Origin of the sequence: Bacillus pumilus (genome assembly GCF_009937765.1) — a bacterium.
Taxonomy (GTDB): Bacteria; Bacillota; Bacilli; order Bacillales; family Bacillaceae; genus Bacillus; species Bacillus pumilus_O.
In genome coordinates this window covers 796,160-817,451 of the sequence record NZ_CP047089.1, presented here as the reverse complement: position 1 = coordinate 817,451, position 21,292 = coordinate 796,160, and the positions used below count along the sequence as shown (strand labels likewise).

General features: G+C 42.1%; 22 protein-coding genes. 18 read left to right on the top strand and 4 right to left on the bottom strand.

The genetic code is table 11. The annotated features are described in order from the left end of the window. Nucleotides 1–34 precede the first annotated feature (34 nt). Nucleotides 35–772: a FadR/GntR family transcriptional regulator gene (locus GPS65_RS04075; RefSeq protein ID WP_119125390.1), complete on the top strand. Its 738-nt coding sequence runs from the start codon at nucleotides 35–37 to the stop codon at nucleotides 770–772. Between the two features lie 27 nt (nucleotides 773–799). On the opposite strand, the gene GPS65_RS04070 is transcribed toward GPS65_RS04075, so the two are convergent. Further along, on the bottom strand, nucleotides 800–2,242 hold the full coding sequence (locus GPS65_RS04070; RefSeq protein ID WP_161985344.1) for a sigma-54 interaction domain-containing protein: 1,443 nt from the start codon (nucleotides 2,240–2,242) through the stop codon (nucleotides 800–802). 209 nt (nucleotides 2,243–2,451) lie between these two features. Here GPS65_RS04070 and GPS65_RS04065 point away from each other — a divergent pair, with 209 nt between their 5' ends. The 13 genes from GPS65_RS04065 to GPS65_RS04005 all read left to right on the top strand — a co-directional run bounded on the left by GPS65_RS04065 (nucleotide 2,452) and on the right by GPS65_RS04005 (nucleotide 15,963). Further along, nucleotides 2,452–3,645, top strand: coding sequence for an ornithine--oxo-acid transaminase (locus tag GPS65_RS04065; protein WP_119125388.1), 1,194 nt, complete (start codon nucleotides 2,452–2,454; stop codon nucleotides 3,643–3,645). Nucleotides 3,646–3,751: 106 nt separating this feature from the next. Next, on the top strand, nucleotides 3,752–5,167 hold the full coding sequence (locus tag GPS65_RS04060) for an amino acid permease (protein WP_012011306.1): 1,416 nt from the start codon (nucleotides 3,752–3,754) through the stop codon (nucleotides 5,165–5,167). A 313-nt stretch (nucleotides 5,168–5,480) separates the two neighbouring features. Continuing rightward, nucleotides 5,481–6,518: a sugar-binding transcriptional regulator gene (locus GPS65_RS04055; RefSeq protein WP_012011305.1), complete on the top strand. Its 1,038-nt coding sequence runs from the start codon at nucleotides 5,481–5,483 to the stop codon at nucleotides 6,516–6,518. Between the two features lie 31 nt (nucleotides 6,519–6,549). After that, nucleotides 6,550–7,557 (top strand): type I glyceraldehyde-3-phosphate dehydrogenase, encoded by a 1,008-nt coding sequence (gene gap / locus GPS65_RS04050; protein ID WP_012011304.1) that lies wholly within the window; start codon nucleotides 6,550–6,552, stop codon nucleotides 7,555–7,557. A 213-nt stretch (nucleotides 7,558–7,770) separates the two neighbouring features. Continuing rightward, nucleotides 7,771–8,955 carry a phosphoglycerate kinase gene (locus GPS65_RS04045; protein ID WP_012011303.1) on the top strand — a complete coding sequence of 395 codons (1,185 nt, stop codon included), beginning with the start codon at nucleotides 7,771–7,773 and terminating at the stop codon, nucleotides 8,953–8,955. Between the two features lie 30 nt (nucleotides 8,956–8,985). Further along, complete coding sequence (gene tpiA / locus GPS65_RS04040; protein WP_119125386.1) at nucleotides 8,986–9,747, top strand: triose-phosphate isomerase; 762 nt, start codon at nucleotides 8,986–8,988, stop codon at nucleotides 9,745–9,747. Then, nucleotides 9,740–11,275: a 2,3-bisphosphoglycerate-independent phosphoglycerate mutase gene (gpmI, locus tag GPS65_RS04035; protein ID WP_012011301.1), complete on the top strand. Its 1,536-nt coding sequence runs from the start codon at nucleotides 9,740–9,742 to the stop codon at nucleotides 11,273–11,275. Before tpiA ends, gpmI begins: the two co-directional genes overlap by 8 nt. A gap of 29 nt (nucleotides 11,276–11,304) precedes the next feature. Beyond that, entirely contained in the window at nucleotides 11,305–12,597 is a 1,293-nt protein-coding gene (gene eno / locus GPS65_RS04030; RefSeq protein ID WP_012011300.1) for a phosphopyruvate hydratase, read from the top strand. A 258-nt stretch (nucleotides 12,598–12,855) separates the two neighbouring features. After that, entirely contained in the window at nucleotides 12,856–13,125 is a 270-nt protein-coding gene (locus GPS65_RS04025; protein ID WP_012011299.1) for a hypothetical protein, read from the top strand. A gap of 58 nt (nucleotides 13,126–13,183) precedes the next feature. Next, the gene (locus GPS65_RS04020; protein WP_119125385.1) at nucleotides 13,184–13,951 is read left to right on the top strand and encodes an ATP-binding cassette domain-containing protein; all 768 of its coding nucleotides are present in this window, start codon (nucleotides 13,184–13,186) and stop codon (nucleotides 13,949–13,951) included. Then, complete coding sequence (locus tag GPS65_RS04015) at nucleotides 13,923–15,320, top strand: hypothetical protein (RefSeq protein ID WP_119125384.1); 1,398 nt, start codon at nucleotides 13,923–13,925, stop codon at nucleotides 15,318–15,320. The genes GPS65_RS04020 and GPS65_RS04015 overlap by 29 nt, the downstream gene beginning before the upstream one ends. Next, complete coding sequence (locus GPS65_RS04010) at nucleotides 15,317–15,685, top strand: hypothetical protein (RefSeq protein WP_119125383.1); 369 nt, start codon at nucleotides 15,317–15,319, stop codon at nucleotides 15,683–15,685. Before GPS65_RS04015 ends, GPS65_RS04010 begins: the two co-directional genes overlap by 4 nt. Further along, nucleotides 15,682–15,963: a hypothetical protein gene (locus GPS65_RS04005; protein ID WP_119125382.1), complete on the top strand. Its 282-nt coding sequence runs from the start codon at nucleotides 15,682–15,684 to the stop codon at nucleotides 15,961–15,963. The genes GPS65_RS04010 and GPS65_RS04005 overlap by 4 nt, the downstream gene beginning before the upstream one ends. Before the next feature lie 20 nt (nucleotides 15,964–15,983). Here GPS65_RS04005 and GPS65_RS04000 read toward each other — a convergent pair whose 3' ends face one another. Together GPS65_RS04000 and GPS65_RS03995 are read right to left on the bottom strand one after the other, a co-directional pair. Further along, on the bottom strand, nucleotides 15,984–16,448 hold the full coding sequence (locus GPS65_RS04000) for a GNAT family N-acetyltransferase (RefSeq protein ID WP_119125381.1): 465 nt from the start codon (nucleotides 16,446–16,448) through the stop codon (nucleotides 15,984–15,986). Between the two features lie 15 nt (nucleotides 16,449–16,463). Beyond that, nucleotides 16,464–16,928: a hypothetical protein gene (locus tag GPS65_RS03995; protein ID WP_119125380.1), complete on the bottom strand. Its 465-nt coding sequence runs from the start codon at nucleotides 16,926–16,928 to the stop codon at nucleotides 16,464–16,466. Between the two features lie 117 nt (nucleotides 16,929–17,045). Here GPS65_RS03995 and GPS65_RS03990 point away from each other — a divergent pair, with 117 nt between their 5' ends. Beyond that, complete coding sequence (locus GPS65_RS03990; protein ID WP_119125379.1) at nucleotides 17,046–17,678, top strand: MarC family protein; 633 nt, start codon at nucleotides 17,046–17,048, stop codon at nucleotides 17,676–17,678. Nucleotides 17,679–17,733: 55 nt separating this feature from the next. Here the strand turns inward: GPS65_RS03990 and GPS65_RS03985 are convergent, their stop codons facing one another. After that, nucleotides 17,734–18,270 carry a GbsR/MarR family transcriptional regulator gene (locus GPS65_RS03985; RefSeq protein ID WP_012011291.1) on the bottom strand — a complete coding sequence of 179 codons (537 nt, stop codon included), beginning with the start codon at nucleotides 18,268–18,270 and terminating at the stop codon, nucleotides 17,734–17,736. Between the two features lie 269 nt (nucleotides 18,271–18,539). On the opposite strand from GPS65_RS03985, the gene GPS65_RS03980 reads away from it, so the two are divergent. Genes GPS65_RS03980 through GPS65_RS03970 form a run of 3 tightly spaced genes read left to right on the top strand, consistent with a single transcriptional unit; the run spans nucleotide 18,540 to nucleotide 21,286 of the window. Further along, entirely contained in the window at nucleotides 18,540–19,688 is a 1,149-nt protein-coding gene (locus tag GPS65_RS03980) for a betaine/proline/choline family ABC transporter ATP-binding protein (protein WP_119125378.1), read from the top strand. A 13-nt stretch (nucleotides 19,689–19,701) separates the two neighbouring features. Beyond that, nucleotides 19,702–20,355 (top strand): ABC transporter permease, encoded by a 654-nt coding sequence (locus tag GPS65_RS03975; protein WP_003213477.1) that lies wholly within the window; start codon nucleotides 19,702–19,704, stop codon nucleotides 20,353–20,355. Between the two features lie 13 nt (nucleotides 20,356–20,368). After that, entirely contained in the window at nucleotides 20,369–21,286 is a 918-nt protein-coding gene (locus tag GPS65_RS03970; RefSeq protein ID WP_119125377.1) for an osmoprotectant ABC transporter substrate-binding protein, read from the top strand. Nucleotides 21,287–21,292: the final 6 nt, after the last annotated feature.

The following is a 21,292-nucleotide window of genomic DNA, read 5'->3' as shown; positions in this document are numbered from 1 at the left end:
AGAAGGGTAGACAACAGTGATGAGGTGAGACCAATTGAAATATAAACAAATAAAAACCAAAAAAATATATGAAGAAATTGCGGATGCATTAATCGAATCCATTCGTACTGGTGAGCTTCTTCCGGGAGAAAAATTAGATTCGGTTCAAGCGCTTTCAGAAAGCTTTCAAGTCAGCCGTTCCGCTGTGAGAGAGGCGCTGTCTGCTCTCAAGGCAATCGGATTAATAGAAATGAAACAAGGGGAAGGCACATATGTGAAGCAGTTCGATCCGGAACAGCTCGCATTTTCTTTATCTCCTGCATTTTTAATGAAGCAGCATGATGTCAGACAGCTCCTTGAAGTGAGAACGATTATTGAAACAGGTGCTGTCAAAAAGGCGGCGCTGCTTCGGACGGACGATGACCTTCATCAGCTGCGTGATGCACTCGAACAAATGAAGCAAGCAGAAGCCCGTGAAGAAATTGGTGAAGAGGCAGATCTCACCTTCCATCTTGCATTAGCCAAAGCCTCGAAGAATGACATATTAAAGGTGTTAATGAATCAAGTCTCAACCTTGTTAGTCGAAACGATGCGGGAAACGAGAAAAGTTGTGTTATTCTCAACGAAAGCCTCGATTCGGAAGCTTTACGAAGAACATGAACAAATTTACAAAGCCGTCATGGCCAGGCAGCCAGAAGAAGCAGAGAAAGCGATGCTTACGCATTTGAAAAATGTAGAAACCTTGCTCGGTGATGTGCTACAAAAACCAGCAGAACAGTCAGATACACAATAAGCTGTGCCGAATGATGGCACAGCTCTATTATTGACGAGAAATATGTAGCTTTTTCATTCGATATTGCAGACTTTGCCTGCTCATGCCCAATAACTTAGCAGTCTGTGAAATATTATCGTCCATTTTTTCTAAGTAATGGACGATGTATTGTTTTTCGAATCGTTCCATTTGGGTTTGAAAATCAGTCGTTTGTTCAGGGCTTGTATAGACAAAGGTGTCAGCAGCTACGGTTTGCTGCAAAGAATTAGTTTGCAATTGCGCAGGAGGACGGCCTTCCATTTGCTTAAATCGAAAATGATAGGGAAGGTGATGCATACTTAATTCGTCTTCATCCATCATCATATTCATCCCCGCCTCAATCACATGCTCCAGTTCTCTTACATTGCCTGGCCAATCATACGCCTTAAAAAGGGCAAGTACCTCTTCATCAGCTGCCTTCACCTTCATTTGAAACAGCTCATTATATTTTTGAATAAAATGATTCACAAACGTAGGAATGTCCTCTTTTCGTTCAGAAAGCGGCGGAATAAATAAGGTGACAATACCGAGACGATAAAATAAATCTTTACGCATGCGTCCACCTGCGATGGCATCCACAGGGTCCTCGTTCATATTGGCAATCACTCTTACATCAACAGCGATTTCCTTTGTGCTGCCAAGCCTTCTCACGCGTTTCTCCTGTAAGACGCGCAGTAGTTTTGCTTGAAGATGAGGATTTAATGAGTTGATCTCATCTAAAAGCAAGGTTCCTCCTTGCGCCTGCTCAAATAAGCCAGGCTGATCAGCTGCTCCCGTAAAAGCTCCTTTTTGTGTACCAAAAAGCAGGCTTTCAATCAGATTATCAGGCAGTGCCGCACAATTTTGGGTAATAAATGGTCCAGATGACCGGCTGCTGCCGTTATGAATGCTTTGAGCAAACAGTTCTTTCCCAGTCCCTGTTTCGCCAACAATGAGCACATAAGAAGAGGTGCGTGTCACTCGTTTCGCATGCTCAATCACCTCTAAAAATGCAGGGCTTTGTCCAATAATGGATTCGAAGGTAAAGCGAGTGCTTCCTTTTTTCTTCATATTGTGATGAATCAGCCGTTCCAGCTTGGTGACATCATTCGAAATTTCAACAGCCCCTTGAATGAGACCGTCTCGAACGAGCGGATATGTATGGTTAATCGTTGTAATTTCTTTTCCATTGTAATTATGATACGTCTGCTTGGCATGTACGGTTTGTTTTCCGGTACGCAGCGCTTGGACAAGTGTACTGTGCATTTCATCTTGAAAGGCGAAGAAATCGAGTACATTTTTATGGAGAACATCAGAGCGTTTTAAAGACTCAATCTCCATCATTTTTTTATTATAAACAACCGTATGTCCATTCTCATCAATTGCATGAACCCCGACATCAATTAAATCGAGCATTTGTTTATATAAATCAATCTCATTTTCAAGCTTTGCGGTATGCAGATCTTTTTTCACTTGCGCCACCTCCTGACGTTACTTCTATTTTACATGAAAAATTTTGCGGTTTCCTCTAAAAAATTTGGCATGTGCAAAGAAATTTTGCTCAATGAGTGATTTAGATCCTTGTGATCAAGCGGTCAGAAAGTTGGCACGATCCTTGCATAACATATGGATGAAGATGTATCCAAATGAAAGAAGCTACCTGATAGAAGGAGGAATAGATGATGACACAGACAAAAGAATTGATTCAACAAACAGAACAATATGGAGCGGCAAACTATCATCCACTGCCAATTGTCATTTCAGAGGCTGAGGGAGTGTGGGTGACAGACCCTGAAGGCAATCGATATATGGATATGCTAAGTGCGTATTCTGCAGTGAACCAAGGACATCGCCACCCTCGCATCATTGAAGCGCTAAAAAAACAGGCAGACCGTGTGACACTCACGTCGAGAGCCTTTCATAATGATCAGCTTGGCCCTTGGTATGAGAAAATTTGCAAACTGACGAATAAAGACATGGCACTCCCAATGAATACAGGTGCTGAGGCTGTAGAAACAGCCATAAAAGCCGCAAGACGCTGGGGCTATGATGTAAAGGGAATCGAAGAGAACCGTGCAGAAATCATTGCGTGTGTTGGCAATTTCCATGGGAGAACGATGACGGCTGTGTCTCTTTCCTCAGAAGCAGAATATCAAAGAGGTTTCGGTCCAATGCTTCCTGGAATTAAGCTGATTCCTTACGGAGATATTGAAGCGTTACGTGAAGCAATCACACCACAGACAGCGGCTTTCCTCATAGAACCGATTCAAGGTGAAGCAGGTATTGTCATGCCACCAGAAGGATTCTTGAAAGATGCAAAAGCGCTTTGTGAACAAAACCATGTGCTGTTCATTGCAGATGAAATTCAAGTGGGATTAGCACGAACAGGTAAGATGTTTGCTTGTGATTGGGAAGACATTGAGCCAGATATGCTGATTCTTGGGAAAGCTTTAGGCGGCGGAGTATTCCCAATCTCATGTGTCGTAGCAAACCGTGATATTTTAGGTGTGTTTAACCCCGGTTCTCATGGGTCTACTTTTGGAGGAAATCCACTTGCATGTGCGGTGTCGCTTGCTGCACTGGATGTCTTAATCGACGAAAAACTTGCAGCACGCTCTATGGAGCTTGGTGAATACTTCAAAGACAAATTGTCACGCATTCAAAGTCCTATGATTAAAGAAGTGCGTGGACGCGGACTATTTATAGGCATGGAGCTGACAGAGGCAGCTAGACCTTATTGTGAAAAGCTAAAACAAGCAGGTTTGTTATGTAAGGAAACCCATGAAACCGTCATCCGTTTTGCACCACCGCTGACCATTTCAAAAGAAGATTTAGACTGGGCGATTGGTCATATTGAAGCATTGTTTCAAGCTTAAATGGCAAAGGGGGAGAAGGCTTCACTTTCTCCCTTTCTTTTTCAACAAACAGCGAATTTTGTCAAAGGATGCTGAATAGAAGAGAGAAAGTGGGGAAGTGGATTTGATGCAAGAACAGCATAATGAATTAGAGCGTTCCATGAAAAGCAGACATCTCTTTATGATTGCCCTAGGCGGGGTCATCGGTACGGGTCTTTTCCTTGGATCAGGACTGATTATCCATCAGGCAGGACCAGGGGGAGCCATTCTATCGTTTATCATTGGCGGATTTTTAATGTATTTGGTCATGCTGTGTCTTGGAGAATTAGCAGTGGCGATGCCGACCGCCGGTTCCTTTCAGGAATATGCAACCAAATATATCGGCCCGTCCACAGGTTTTATGATCGGCTGGCTGTATTGGTTTAGCTGGGCGTGTACAATTGGTCTGGAGTTTACATCAGCAGGCATATTGCTCCAAAGGTGGTTTCCAGATATCCCGGTTTGGCTTTGGTGTCTAGCATTTAGCGTCATATTATTTGCCGTGAATGCCATCTCTGCTCGCAGCTTCGCTGAAACGGAGTTTTGGTTTTCAGCCATCAAGGTTGCGGCCATCCTATTGTTTATTATCATCGGAATTGGCGCAATTTTCGGAATGATTCATTTAAAAGGCGGAGAACCAGCCCCTTTATTTCATCATTTGACGGATCATGGCGGACTATTTCCTAATGGTGTTTTTGCTATTTTATTAACCATGGTCACGGTCAATTTCTCCTTTCAAGGAACAGAGCTTGTAGGGATCGCAGCAGGTGAGAGTGAAAGCCCTGAAAAAACATTGCCTCGATCAATACGAAATATTATTTGGAGAACAATGGTCTTTTTCGTTTTATCCATTGCGGTTCTAGCCGCACTTCTTCCATGGCAGACAGCAGGCGCAGTCGACAGTCCGTTTGTGGTCGTGCTGGACAAGGTCGGCATCCCATATGCTGCAGATATCATGAATTTTATTATCATCACAGCGGTCTTATCTGTAGCAAACTCTGGATTGTATGCATCATCACGTATGCTCTGGTCACTTTCAAAGGACGGAAAAGGACCCGACTTTACGAAAAAACTGTCCAAGCGTAAAATCCCGATCAATGCATTATTGGTGACAATGGGTGTATCTGCTCTATCTCTGCTTACAAGTGTCGTGGCACCAAAAACGGTGTATGTGTGGCTTATTTCAATTTCTGGAATGGTTCTTGTTGTCGTGTGGATGTCCATTTGTTTGTCTCAATATTTCTTTAGAAAACAATTCATAAAAGACGGTGGAGATGTAAAGGATCTCGTCTTCCGTACACCGCTCTATCCATTTGTCCCACTAGCAGGCTTCATTGCCTTTGGCATCGTGCTTATCAGCTTATTCTTTATTGAGGAACAGCGGATTGGCCTTTATTGCGGCGTACCGTTTATGGCCGCCTGCTACATCATTTATTATCTCAAAATCAAACCGAAGGAAGAGGCAAAGCGTTTCGCCGAAGAGGAAGGAATTCCAAAAACATAAAAGACCGACTATACAAAAAATGTGCATGCGGACCTCTTACGCATGCACACTTTCATGGATGAATTCATTCAATATAGAAGAAAATAAAATATTTTGAAAAGAAATATCATAGCAAGAACCTTGATGACAAGCAGGTTATCGGTGAAAATGTGTCTATTTTTTGTCTAAATGTGTTTGTAGGAGTTGAAAATGCAAGATTATCCTGTTAAAATAATTAAAGAAAGCAGGGATTGATTTTTTTTGGCTGTGGCGGGACGTTTTTTGTCACAGTGGGACGTTTTTAGTCCAACGTGAAAAGAAAGGGTCGTTAGCCATGAATCGTTTATTGGAAGCTCAAAAAAAATTATTGCCAGATCTTCTCACAGTTATGCAAAAACGCTACGACATTTTGCAATACATCAGGTTAGCTGAACCAATCGGCCGCAGAAGCCTTGCGACGAGTCTAGGTCTCAGTGAACGCATCTTAAGAGCTGAAGTTCAGTTTTTAAAAGAGCAAAATTTGCTGGATGTCAAAACGAGCGGCATGATGCTGACGAGTGAAGGTCACGCTTTGCTTGAAATGCTTGAAGGAATGATGAAGGACGTTTTAGGTTTAACCTTTTTGGAAAATACATTAAAGAGGAAGTTAGGCCTAGAAGAAGTCATGATCGTTTCTGGTGACAGTGACGAATCCCCGTGGGTGAAGCAAGAGATGGGAAGAGCTGCTGTGCAATGTATGAAAAAAAGGTTTACTGGAAATAATATCGTCGCCGTCACTGGCGGAACGACGATGGAAGCCGTTGCCGAAATGATGACCCCTGATGCTAAAAACAGAGACATGATGTTTGTCCCTGCAAGAGGCGGTCTTGGGGAGAATGTAAAAAATCAGGCAAACACCATTTGTGCCCACATGGCTGAAAAAGCTTCCGGTACTTACAAACTGCTGTTTGTTCCAGGACAGTTGTCAGAAGGTGCTTACTCTTCCATTATTGAAGAGCCGTCCGTCAAAGAAGTGCTTCAAACGATTAAATCATCCACGATGCTCATTCATGGAATCGGTGAAGCAAAAACAATGGCGATGAGACGAAACACACCAGCTGAAGATTTAAAAAAGATTGATGAGCATGACGCAGTGACAGAGGCCTTTGGCTATTACTTTAACCGTGATGGTGAGGTCGTCCACAAAGTGCACTCCGTCGGCATGCAGCTAGATGATTTAGAAAGCATTCCACACATCATTGCTGTTGCAGGTGGATCATCAAAGGCAGGGGCCATTGAAGCTTATTTCAAAAAACCCCGCCGAACGGTTCTTGTCACAGACGAAGGAGCCGCAAAAGAGTTATTAAGGGAGTCAATTGATCCCTCAATATAAAACATTGTGACCTATAAAAGGAGGAAACATCATGGCAGTAAAAGTCGGTATTAACGGATTTGGACGTATTGGACGTAACGTATTTCGTGCAGCATTAAACAATCCTGAAGTTGAGGTAGTAGCGGTTAACGATCTAACAGACGCTAACATGCTTGCACACCTTTTACAATATGACTCTGTTCACGGAAAACTAGATGCAGAGGTTTCTGTAGATGGTACGAACTTAGTAGTGAACGGTAAAACAATCGAAGTATCAGCTGAGCGTGACCCTGCGAAATTAAGCTGGGGTAAACAAGGCGTAGAAATCGTTGTTGAATCTACTGGATTCTTCACAAAACGTGCAGACGCTGCTAAACACTTAGAAGCTGGCGCTAAAAAAGTCATCATCTCTGCTCCTGCTAACGAAGAAGATATCACAATCGTTATGGGTGTAAACGAAGACAAATACGATGCAGCTAGCCACGATGTCATCTCTAATGCATCTTGTACAACAAACTGCTTAGCTCCATTTGCAAAAGTACTTAACGATAAATTTGGTATTAAACGCGGTATGATGACAACAGTTCACTCATACACAAATGACCAACAAATTCTTGATCTTCCGCACAAAGACTACCGTCGTGCTCGTGCAGCTGCGGAAAACATCATCCCAACTTCTACAGGTGCTGCAAAAGCTGTTTCACTTGTATTGCCTGAACTTAAAGGTAAATTAAACGGTGGCGCTATGCGTGTTCCAACACCTAACGTTTCTTTAGTTGACCTTGTAGCTGAATTAAACCAAGATGTAACGGCTGAAGATGTAAATGCAGCACTTAAAGAAGCAGCTGAAGGAGAACTTAATGGAATCCTTGGCTACAGCGAAGAGCCATTAGTATCTGGTGACTATAATGGTAATGCAAACTCTTCAACAATCGATGCTCTTTCTACAATGGTAATGGAAGGCAGCATGGTGAAAGTCATTTCTTGGTACGATAACGAGAGTGGATATTCTCACCGCGTTGTTGACCTTGCAGCTTACATTGCAAAACAAGGTCTTTAATTTGTCACACTGAAGGAACTCACTTGGTTCTTTCCTAGAGACACGATATAATGAAGACGGACAAGGGAAGGGGAAGCATCCCTTTCCCTTTTTCTCTGTTTTTATCCGTTCTGCACGATTTCTCGTTTTGATGAGGGCAAAATGGGAAAAGGATAAAGAGAGACTTGTCCAATGCGTAAGGAAACCAGAATAAAGGAGGATCTCCTGACGAGCATGAATAAGAAATCAGTAAAAGACATTGACGTAAAAGGTAAAGTTGTGTTCTGCCGCGTAGATTTTAACGTTCCAATGAAAGACGGAAAAGTGACGGATGATACTCGTATTCGCGCAGCATTACCAACGATTGAGTATTTAACAGGACAAGGCGCAAAGGTACTACTAGCTAGTCATTTGGGTCGTCCGAAGGGTCAAGTTACTGAAGAATTGCGTCTGACACCTGTAGCGAAACGTCTGCAAGAGCTTCTTGGACAAGAAGTGAAAAAAGCGGATGAAGCTTACGGCGACAACGTGAAAAAGCAAATCTCTGACTTAAAAGATGGAGATGTGCTAGTGCTTGAAAACGTTCGTTTCTATCCTGGTGAAGAAAAGAACGATCCTGAACTATCAAAAGCATTTGCTGATTTAGCTGATGTGTATGTCAATGATGCGTTCGGTGCTGCACACCGTGCACATGCATCCACTGCTGGAATTGCAGCATATCTTCCGGCTGTTTCGGGCTTCCTCATGCAAAAAGAGCTTGAGGTTCTAGGAAAAGCCATTTCAAACCCTGATCGCCCATTTACAGCGATTATTGGTGGCGCAAAAGTAAAGGATAAAATCGGTGTGATTGAAAGTCTTCTTGATAAAGTGGACAACCTCATCATCGGCGGCGGACTTGCTTATACATTTGTAAAAGCACTTGGCCACGAAGTAGGGAAATCTCTATTAGAAGAAGACAAAGTAGATTTAGCGAAATCCTTTATGGACCGTGCAAAAGAAAAAGGCGTGAACTTCCTGATTCCAACAGATGTTCTGGTAGCCGACGACTTTTCAAATGATGCGAATACAAGCATTGTGCCAATCTCTGAAATTCCAAGTGATCTAGAAGCACTTGATATTGGAACAGAGACAAGAGAGAAGTATGCTGATGTCATTAAAAACAGCAAACTTGTTGTTTGGAACGGACCAATGGGTGTATTTGAAATCGATGCATTCGCTAAAGGAACAAAAGCAATCGCAGAAGCACTGGCAGAAGCAAAAGATACATATTCTGTCATTGGCGGTGGAGATTCAGCAGCAGCTGTTGAGAAATTTGGTCTTGCCGATCAGATGAGCCATATTTCTACAGGCGGCGGCGCTTCACTTGAATTTATGGAAGGCAAAGAGCTTCCAGGTGTTACTGCATTAAACGATAAATAAGACCAAAACTGCTATAAGGAAGTGTCAATCATGAGAAAACCAATTATAGCTGGGAACTGGAAAATGAACAAAACACTTGGCGAAGCGGTTAGCTTCGTTGAAGAAGTCAAGTCATCCATTCCATCTCCTGACAAAGTGGAAGCAATTGTCTGTGCGCCAGCCCTTTTCCTTGAAAAGCTCAACAGCCTTTCTAACGGAACAGACCTTAAAATTGGTGCACAAAACATGCACTTTGAAGAAAACGGTGCATTCACTGGTGAAATCAGCCCTGCTGCACTAAAAGATCTTGGCATCGGCTACTCAGTGATCGGTCATTCAGAGCGCCGGGAGTTCTTTGCTGAAACAGATGAAACAGTGAACAAAAAAGCACATGCTGCATTCAAGCATGGCATCGTTCCAATTATCTGTGTAGGTGAAACGCTTGAAGAGCGTGAAGCTGGCAAAACAAATGAACTTGTCGCTGATCAAGTGAAGAAAGCACTAGCTGGTTTCACAACTCAGCAAGTCGCTGAATCTGTTATCGCATATGAGCCAATTTGGGCTATTGGTACAGGGAAATCTTCTACAGCGAAAGATGCAAACGACGTTTGCGCGCATATCCGTCAAACGGTTGCAAGCGAATATGGTCAAGAAGCGGCAGACAGCCTTCGCATTCAATATGGCGGAAGCGTGAAACCTGCGAATATTAAAGAATATATGGCAGAATCCGATATTGACGGTGCTTTGGTAGGCGGCGCAAGCTTAGAACCTCAGTCTTTCGTTCAATTATTGGAGGAAGGTCAATATGAGTAAGAAACCAGCTGCATTAATCATCTTAGATGGATTCGGTTTAAGAGGCGAAACAGTCGGTAACGCTGTTGCCCAAGCAAAGAAACCGAACTTCGACCGCTACTGGAACGAATTCCCGCATCAAACCTTAACGGCTTCAGGTGAGGCAGTAGGCCTCCCGCAAGGTCAAATGGGGAACTCTGAAGTTGGGCATTTGAACATCGGTGCAGGACGCATTGTGTATCAAAGCTTAACAAGAGTGAATGTTGCCATTCGTGATGGGGAATTTGAGAAAAATGAAACGTTCCTAGAGGCAATGACTTATGCAAAAGAGAATGACAAGGCCCTTCATTTATTCGGTCTTCTGTCAGACGGCGGTGTGCACAGCCACATCCAGCATCTTTTTGCCTTGCTGAAACTAGCGAAAAAAGAAGGCTTAACAAAAGTATACATTCATGGCTTCTTGGACGGACGTGATGTTGGTCAAAAGACAGCTAAAGTGTACTTAAAACAGCTTGAAGAACAAATCAAAGAAATCGGTGTCGGAGAAGTGGCAACACTTTCTGGACGCTATTACTCAATGGACCGTGACAAACGCTGGGATCGTGTGGAGAAAGCATATCGCGCGATGGCGTATGGTGAAGGCCCAAGTTATCAAAACATCTATGATGTCGTTGATGACTCCTATGAAAATGGAATCTACGATGAATTCGTTATTCCATCTGTCATCACGAGAGAAAATGGTGAGCCAGTTGCCAAAGTAAACGACGGCGATTCTGTGATTTTCTATAACTTCCGCCCAGACCGTGCGATCCAAATTTCGAACACTTTCACAAATGAAGATTTCCGCTCGTTTGATCGCGGAGAAGCACATCCGAAGAATTTACACTTCGTCTGCTTCACACACTTCAGTGAAACGGTTGATGGCTATGTTGCCTTCAAACCAGTGAATTTGGATAACACAGTAGGAGAAGTGCTAGCGCAAAATGGATTGAAACAGCTGCGGATTGCTGAAACAGAGAAATATCCTCACGTGACGTTCTTTATGAGCGGTGGACGTGAAGAAGAATTTCCTGGTGAAGACCGTATCTTGATCAATTCTCCAGATGTGGCAACCTATGACCTCAAGCCAGAAATGAGCGCTTATGAAGTAAAGGATGCACTTGTTGCAGACATCAATGCTGACAAGCATGATGCGATCATCTTGAACTTTGCTAACCCGGATATGGTTGGTCATTCAGGTATGCTCGAGCCAACAATCAAAGCCATTGAAGCAGTAGATGAGTGCTTAGGAGCTGTTGTCGACGCAATCCTAGCAAAAGGCGGACATGCCATCATCACGGCAGACCACGGTAACGCAGACGTGCTCATTACCGAAGAAGGAAAGCCGCATACTGCACATACGACAAACCCTGTTCCAGTGATCGTAACGAAAAAAGGGGCAACGCTTAGAGAAGGCGGTATTCTAGCCGATCTATCTCCAACGCTTTTAGACTTACTTGGTGTTGAAAAACCAAAAGAGATGACAGGAACATCATTGATTCAGAAATAACAAATTGATTCAAAAGGAGAGAAATAACGATGCCATACATTGTTGACGTATATGCACGCGAAGTATTAGACTCTCGCGGTAACCCAACAGTTGAAGTAGAAGTTTACACAGAATCTGGCGGCTTTGGCCGTGCACTAGTACCAAGTGGTGCTTCTACAGGTGAATATGAAGCAGTAGAACTACGTGACGGAGACAAAGACCGTTACCTAGGAAAAGGTGTTCTGACAGCTGTAAACAACGTAAACGAAATCATTGCACCAGAGCTTTTAGGCTTTGATGTCACTGAACAAGTAGCAATTGACAAAATGTTAATCGAACTTGATGGAACAGAAAATAAAGGGAAATTAGGCGCAAACGCAATCCTTGGCGTATCTATCGCTGTAGCACGTGCGGCTGCTGATTTCTTACAAATTCCACTTTACCAATACCTTGGTGGATTCAACTCCAAAACGCTTCCAGTACCAATGATGAACATCGTCAATGGCGGAGAGCATGCGGATAACAATGTAGACATTCAAGAATTCATGATTATGCCTGTAGGTGCACCGAACTTCCGTGAAGCACTTCGCATGGGCGCACAAATCTTCCATAGCCTAAAATCTGTATTAAGTGCAAAAGGCTTAAACACAGCTGTAGGTGACGAAGGTGGATTCGCTCCAAACCTTGGTTCTAACGAAGAAGCACTTCAAACAATCGTAGAAGCGATTGAAAAAGCTGGTTTCAAACCAGGTGAAGAAGTGAAACTTGCAATGGATGCTGCATCTTCTGAGTTCTACAACAAAGAAGACGGTAAATATCATTTATCAGGCGAAGGTGTTGTGAAAACATCTGCTGAAATGGTTGACTGGTATGAAGATATGGTATCGAAATACCCAATCATCTCAATCGAAGACGGCCTTGATGAAAACGACTGGGAAGGTCACAAACTATTAACTGAGCGCCTTGGCAGCAAGGTTCAGCTAGTAGGAGATGACTTGTTCGTGACAAACACGAAGAAGCTTTCTGAAGGAATCAAAAACGGCGTTGGTAACTCAATCCTAATCAAAGTAAACCAAATCGGTACATTAACTGAAACATTTGATGCAATCGAAATGGCAAAACGTGCAGGATACACAGCTGTTATCTCTCACCGCTCTGGTGAAACAGAAGATAGCACAATTGCAGACATCGCTGTTGCAACAAACGCTGGACAAATCAAAACAGGTGCTCCGTCTCGTACGGACCGTGTGGCGAAATACAACCAATTACTTCGCATCGAAGATCAATTGGCTGAAACAGCTCAATACCACGGCATTGAAACATTCTATAACTTGAATAAATAATGCCAGCAACGCGCTGCGTTCCGCTCTTATATTAGAGTGGGCGCAGCGTTTTTTTTTGGTTGATAGAGATTCCGCAGCTGTTTCAATAGTCACATCCTATTTTTGTAAAAAATCGTCCTTCAGTCAGAGGGAAAGCGCACAGCTTTACCATTTATAAGCAATAGATCATGAAAAATCGACTAAAAATATGATCTGAAATGAACTTATGTTTTCTGTATGCGGGATAGTATCATTTTACATATATTAGGGGGTGATGAGATGCTGAATCCTTTTAGCCTTCGTTTTCCAGTAGGTGTGTATATGTATGTCCTTCACCTATTGGCGGCTTATGATGAAAGGAAGCAACGAATTCTAACTTCTAAGAACGTACAGAAAAATGCATTTTGGATTTATGTCCTTGCCGCTATTTTAGGTATTGTGACAGTCGCAGCATTGATTTGGGCATGCAAGACCTTTGGAAAAGGCTCTAAATTTTTAGGCGAATTCAAGTTCTTAGGCATGTACGTGAAAATCAAATGCGGTTTCTAACACGGATGAGAACAGATGCAAGGTCATCTGTTCCATCTGAAACAAACGGAGGAATATGATGCTGACATTACAATTACAAGAAAAAACGTATAGCCGCACCTTCTCTCTTCGTCATATACAACTGAACGTGAAGAAAGGCCAGACGATGCTTCTTTTAGGACACAATGGGGCAGGAAAGACAACCATGATCCAAGCTATGTTTGGACTCACGCCATTTACTGGCTACGTTTCCTTACATGGTGAACAGCTGAACCTTCAATCCTCAGCACATATTTCCCTTTTGAAAAAACACGTTTCTTATATTCCTGACGATCATGCATTGTTCGATTATTTAACACCAAGGGAATACTTTCAATTACTTCAGCTGCCACATGAGCAAGATGTTACACGTGAAGAGACATTTACCGATTTGTTTGAGCTGAGTCCGTATATGGATCAGCCAATCGCTCAGCTGTCCCATGGCAATCAAAAGAAAACACAGATTATTTCGCAGCTCCTCAGACCGTGTGATTATTATGTATTTGACGAGCCAACGAACGGACTTGATCCAGATATGATGATCATCTTAAAAAAGGTGCTCATGAAGCTGAGAGATCAAGGCGCTGGCATCCTGATATCAACTCATCATTTGAGCTTTGGTGATACATTATATGATCATCTCATGATCTTAAGGAATGGTGATATCAAGCTGAATATGTCCCGCCAAGAAACGAAAGAGACATATCCTCATCAGGCACTTGAAGAGATTTATAAAGAAGTAAATCGAGATTACTATATGCAGGTGGAGAGGTTACTCAATGATTTGGACACGACACGTTCTTCATAAAATAGAATGGGGCATGCTGACAACGAAAGGAAAGCAGCTTGGAAAAAAGTATCCTTTGCAGCTTCTCGCAGCCGCCGTTTTTTTCTTGCTCATCTATGCGATATATGTTGTCATCAGCCTGCGCTTTTACATGCAGGTAGGTGAAAGGGAGCCGGCTGCGCTATACACCCAATTTGTCAAAATGTCGCTCTTACTATTAGGAGCAGGGATTGTGTTATCCCGGAATAAACTGAAGCGCCAAGAATATCAATTCTACTTTTTGAACAGTGCGATACAAAGTGTACCATTTGTCCTTTGTGCCTATTTCTTTCCAGTGCTTTTTTGCTTTCTCATGGCTGGACTGCTTTTTTTACCGCTTGTATTAGGTCTTTTGATCACCGGTGTCACCCCATCTCTGTATTGGATCATCGTTGTTTGCATCACATGCGGCATGTTGGCACTTTATACGCTCTCTTCATGGATGCTGATGAGGATCGGTATAAGCCGTTTCATATCAAAAACAAAGGAACATTTACTGCTACAAACGATCGGCTTTGCGGGATTTCAATTATTTATATTTCTTCTTTTTCAAAAAGCGGTACAGATGATCCATGTATGGCCGGCTGTCTATCTGACGTTGCTGGTGATCCTTCTAAGCGCTGGATGGCTATGGGTGAAGGGATTAGCAGCTTGCTATGTACATCAAATGTTTATGCAGTTGAAAACAGAGATAAAGTCATTTTCTTATCAGAAAATCAGAATGACCTCTTCCTTTTTGACGCATTTGCGGCAGGAAATGGTCTATTTCATCCGATCAGCCGTTTTTAAAGAACAAGGCATTTTGTTCCTCTTTCTCGTTTGTTTGACGGTTGGGCTGCCATTTTTTTTTACACCGGAAGAAACTGGATGGCTATATGCCTTTATTGTGCAGTTTGCGTTAAAGGAAATATTGATCATGCTTCCGCTGATGATTGGCAGAGAATATCATCTCAATCAACGGGCTATCTTTATGTTAAATACATCAAAGGGCGCGTATATATTGTCGAGAATTTTATTTTATTACACAATCAATTTATTCATTTATTTTATGTATATTGGCCTTGCTTATTTGGTGATCGGTATTGAAAGTGAAGGTCATGGCTTGGCGAGCTTGTCCATTTTATTCATGACCGTCATGGCAGCCTGTACGGGGTTTGTCGTGAAAATCAGTGATTTTAATAAACTGTTTGTCATCGTGATGATGATTGCTGTATTCAGCTTCATCGATATGCTTTTATTACAATGGCTGTCAGCTAATATGTTTCTTCTTGCCACCGCTTATCTATTTGGTTCATTTGCCTTTTTCAGTTGTATATATGCTGTGATGGTAAAAAGGCCGATATTGCGATGATCGGGCTGATCCTCAGTTTACTAGCTGTTGTGCTCATTCATGAAATCGGTCATATGCTGATGATCATGGGGTGTAACAAACTCGAAAAAAGGCAGCTCTTTGATTTTGTGGTAACGATTGATTGGAAGCATGTGGCGATCGTCCATGAGACATTTGCCAGGCCGTGCTTTAATCTGATGGTGGCGCTTGCAGGTCCGTTGTTTCCGGTGCTTAGCTCGATTGTGCTTTTTTTGATATGGAAGCATCCGATGAGTCATCAGCTGCTGTTTTTTTCTTTACTGAACACTGTGATGCTGCATCCAGCTTGCCCAGACGGACAAAATATCACAGCCAGTTTAAAAGAGATGAAGGAGAGAAAGAGATGATTAAAGTATTTCATTCGTTTTCTAGCGGCTTAACACTTGCGATGCTGTATATATTTGCTGTGTTTATGACCCCTGTCTTTTTACTGCTGCTAGAGGTCAATCAAATCGAATCAAGTCCAACGCTGTTTGGCATGCCATTTTATATCATGAAAATTGAAGAGTATCAGTTCAGCTCTGAGGCGACTCTTTTTGGATGCGTAGTCTGCTTTTTAGCTGGCGCAGTGCTTTATTTTTTCATTCAATATGTGATTCATGCTATGAAGAAAAGAAGAGCATAAAAAAAGCAGGCTGAAAAAAATCAGTCTGCTTGAAATGTGAGAGACAGCCGTACCATATCCATACACTGAATCCCATTTTCATAAATTGGTTCATCATAGTGCTTCAGAAAGAAATCGTGATCGATCGATGCAATACGAAAACCACATTTTTGATAAAGTGCGAGCTGCTGAATACTGGAGTTGCCAGTGCCAATTTCAATCGATTGAAATCCAGCGACTTTCGCTTCAGCGATCGCATGGTGGATCAGCTGCTTCCCAATTCCCCTTCCTTGCCATGACTCCTTTACCGCAACATTCATGATTTCCACTGTATGCCGAGAGAGCGGTGTCAATACATAGACACCAATCACAGCCTCTTCATGAAAGGCGGCATAACAAGAACCAGATTGTACATAAGCAAGAACCTTTTCCTTTGAAGGATCAGCTAATAGTAAAAGTTCCATTGGGAGAGATTCATCATGAGATAATCGTCGAATCTGTATCACATTTTTTCATCCTTTCTATTCTTTAATATACCCTTGTTTCACGCCCCAATCGTATTGGTCCTGTACCCACTGTGAGGGAGGATGATGAGTGACATTCGGGTCTTTTTTGACAGTTGGTTTCCTTGTAGACTGAGTGGTCTGCTGATTTGCTTGAGCAGTAGCTTTTGCTGCTGCCAGCTCTTTTTGAAGCTGGTCGATTTTTACCTCAAGCGCTTTACGCTGTTTGACCTCTTTTTCATAGGCTTTCTTTTCTTTTTTGAGCTTTTTTGTGACCTTGGCTATTCGCTTTTTTTGTTCATCGTTTTTATGCTTCATATCTGTTTGATCTGATGTTAACTGCTTGAGCTTCAGATCGCTCGTTTTGCTTTCTTGTTGATGAGTTTTCTCTGCCTTTTCGATGGTTTGCTGTTGCCAAACAATCCAGCCACCTAAGGCAATAACTGCTACAGAAAGAAGAATGACCGTCATTGTTTTCTTCATGTGTGAACCCCTTTCTTTAAACCTCTATTATCATCGGTTAAAGATATACAGGTTTTAACATCACAAGGGAATATTCACATCAGAATGGCAGACACTATGAAAAAAGGAGGGTGTCTGTTGATTTCCTTTATGATTCATGTTGTCGTCTCATTATTTGCTGTATCAAACCCCATTGGAAACGTACCGCTTTTCATTACCTTAACAGAGGGCTATACAGAGAAAGAGCGCTCCCAGACAGCCAAAAAAGCCATCGTGGTCTCTTTTATTATTTTGATTGCCTTTTTATTGGCAGGCAGGCTCATTTTCAAATTGTTTGGGATCGATATTCATGCACTTCGTATCGCTGGCGGTATTTTTATTTTTGGTATCGCTTACAATTTGCTGAATGCAAAAGAATCACACGTCCAAAATCCTCATTCAGAGGAGAAGGCAGAAAGCAAAGAGAAGGCAGATATCTCCGTTACGCCGCTCGCCATTCCGATCATCGCTGGTCCTGGTACAATCGCGACAGTCATGAGTTTAACCCCCGGAAGTCAAGGGATGCTTCACATGTTTTCGATTCTAATTGGCATTGTCATTGTTCTTGCGATGACGTATTATGCCTTTCATTATTCAAGTTTTATTATGCGAAAAATGGGGAAAACAGAGATGAATGTCGTGACGCGTTTGATGGGATTAATTCTGGCTGTAGTGGCAGTTGAAATGATCGGCGCAGGCTTAAAAGGGATGTTTCCGATGTTTATGTCATAAGTGTATATAAAAAAGCTGTTTTTTTCTACAATGATGTAAAATAAAACAGCTTTTTTTAAGGTTTCGGCACATGCTTAAACACTTCTTCACTTTCAAAGAACTCAATTAAGCGGCTAATCCAATCATAGTAATCAAGACTTTCCTTGATTTCTGACAGAAGCAGATTGATTTTATCCTCTGTTTCTTCTGGTAAATCTTCCTGTTCAAGCAACTCTTGCAATTCCTTGCACGTTTTCTTATGTGCTTTACGGTTTTTACTGACAACACGTGTCCAATTGGCTGCAAACAATGAAATAAACGTTTGGTACTGATCTTGCTCAACGTCATAAAGATCTTTACGTATTCCTTTTTCATAAACCTTTTCCGCAATATTTAAATCGAGCATTTCTCGAACGACTTGACTCATCCTCGTTTTGCTCATGCCGGTCGCCTCTGATAGCTCTTCCAGCGTCATTGGTTTACGGTTCATGTGAATGATACCAAGCACTCTACCCACTGTAGAAGAAAGACCAAAGGCATTCATGTTCTCTGCAGCTTTTTCAATATAATGATCCTGTGCTTTTTGAATGGCGCCTAGCGCTTGCTTGTCCACTCCCCGCTTCATCCCTTCACGACTGACAATTTGTAACACAATATATCATATACCTGTTTGTTGATGAAAACAATAAATATTGAGTAATTGCTAGTAATTTGGAGAAAAAAGGAGAGATCTTTAGATATTATGGCGTTAACTGAAAATTTTATATATATGTTATACAATATAAACACATCATAAACTTTTTATTTTATAAAGTTTGCACTATAATTAATAAGGTGGAAATTTTCTGAATATATAGATCCAACTAATTGGAGGTGTCTCATTTGCTGAAACTAGAGAATGTATCTAAGACGTATAAAGGTGGAAAAAAAGCTGTCAAAAATATTGATTTAGACATAGCAAAAGGAGAATTTATTTGTTTTATTGGACCGAGTGGCTGTGGTAAGACCACAACCATGAAGATGATCAACCGACTCATCGAACCTTCCTCAGGAAACATTTTCATCGAGGGAGAAAATATTATGAAAAAAGACCCAGTTCAATTAAGAAGAGAAATCGGTTATGTGATTCAGCAAATTGGACTGTTTCCCCATATGACCATCGCGCAAAACATCTCACTTGTGCCAAAGCTCTTAAAATGGCCGGAAGAAAAACGGAACGAACGAGCACGCGAACTGCTGAAGCTCGTCGACATGGGCCCAGAATTTTTAGAGCGCTATCCTCATGAACTGAGTGGAGGACAGCAGCAGCGTATCGGAGTTCTCCGCGCACTGGCAGCAGAACCCCCTCTGATCCTCATGGACGAACCTTTTGGTGCACTTGATCCTATTACACGAGATACATTGCAGGAAGAATTTAAGAAACTGCAAAAAACATTAAATAAAACCATCGTCTTCGTCACACATGACATGGATGAAGCGATTAAACTAGCTGATCGAATTGTGATTTTAAAAGATGGAAAGATTGTCCAAGTAGGCACACCTGACGATATTTTACGTAACCCAGCCAACGAGTTCGTAGAAGAATTCATTGGAAAAGAACGCCTGCTTCAATCAAATCCGAATATGGAACGTGTAGAACAAATGATGAACACGTCACCAGTCACCATTACTGTCGAACAAACATTGACTGATGCCATCTACATCATGAGAGAAAAACGGGTCGATTCCTTGCTTGTAGTAGACGAAAATGGTGTGTTAAAAGGCTATATCGATATTGAAACAATTGATGCGAATCGCAGAAAAGCGGCTTTCGTTGGTGAGATCCTAAATACAGAGTTCTATACTGTACAAGAAGGCGCACTTCTCAGAGACACCGTTCGGAAAATCTTAATACGCGGTATTAAATATGTACCGGTTGTCGATGCCAAAGGGCATTTAAAAGGCATTGTGACACGGGCAAGTCTTGTAGATGTTGTGTACGACTCCATTTGGGGAGACGATACGCCAGCGTCTGCCATTGAAATGAACTAAGGGAGGTGGACACATGGATCAAATCATCGATTTTCTAGAGAAAAATGGTGGGGAACTCCTCACAAAAATGTGGGAGCATTTATATATTTCCTTAATTGCTGTCGTACTAGGAATTATCGTTGCCGTTCCTTTAGGCGTCGTTCTCACGCGAATGAAACGAGGCGCAGGTTTTGTCATCGGTGTCGTGAATATCTTTCAAACACTCCCTAGTTTAGCGATTCTTGCATTTTTTATTCCTATTTTGGGAGTTGGGAAAATACCTGCAATCGTTGCTCTCTTTTTCTATTCAGTATTGCCTATTTTGAGAAATACGTATGCCGGCGTGCAAGGTGTGAACAAAAATCTCCTTGAATCCGGTAAAGGAATCGGCATGACGACATGGGAGCAAATTCGTCTTGTGGAACTTCCGCTTGCTGTACCGATCATTATGGCAGGTGTCCGTACGTCAACGATTTATTTAATTGGCTGGACAACACTTGCTGCTTTTATCGGTGGAGGCGGTCTTGGTGACTACATTCTCATTGGACTTCAGCTATATCAGCCGGAATACATTATTGCAGGTGCCATCCCAGTTACTATTTTAGCGGTCATCATCGACTTTACCTTGATGAAGCTGGAGAAAAAAGTAACACCAGAAGGCTTAAAAGGATTGAAGGAAGTTTCATAAGGAGTTGGCTTATGTGAAGAATCGAAAAACAAAATGGATTAGTGCACTGCTTGCCGGATGCTTGCTATTGATAAGCGGCTGTTCACTTCCTGGACTAGCCGGCTCCTCAGGCAACACGCTGCGGGTGGGAGCACAAAACTTTACCGAATCAGAAATCATGGCCTATATAGTGAGCGATATCATCGAACATTACACAGATAAAAAGACAACCATTGTGAAGAACTTAGGCTCTAATACCGTACAGCAGAAAGCAATGGAAAATGGAGATATCGACATTGCTGCGACTAGATATACAGGGACAGATTTGACGAGTACGCTTGGAATGGATGCGGAAAAAGATCCGGAGCGTGCAATGGAAATCGTTCAAAAAGAATTTAAGAAACGCTATGATTACAAATGGTTTGATTCCTATGGCTTTGATAATACGTATGCCTTTGCCGTGACGCAAAAGATGGCGAAGGAAAATAAGTTAGAAACGGTATCTGACTTGAAAAAGAATGCGAAGAATTATCGGTTCGGGGTCGATAATATTTGGCTCAAAAAGAAAGGCGACGGTTATGAAGGGTTCGTGAAAACTTACGGAATTGAATTTGGAAGCACGTATCCAATGCAGATTGGTTTAGTCTACGATGCATTAAAAAATGAAAAAATGGATATTGTGCTTGCCTATTCAACAGATGGACGAATCAAAGCTTATGACCTCAAAATTTTAAAAGATGATAAGCGATTTTTCCCGCCATATGATGCATCGCCAGTTGTCCCAGAAAAAGTCTTAAAAGAAAACCCAGGGCTTGATAAGGTGATCAACAGACTGATCGGAAAAATCGATACAGAACAAATGCAAGAGCTGAACTATCAAGTTGACGGAGAGCTTCAAGAACCAGCCACCGTTGCGAAGAATTTCCTGAAAAAGCACAATTACTTTGAGTAAGATGGG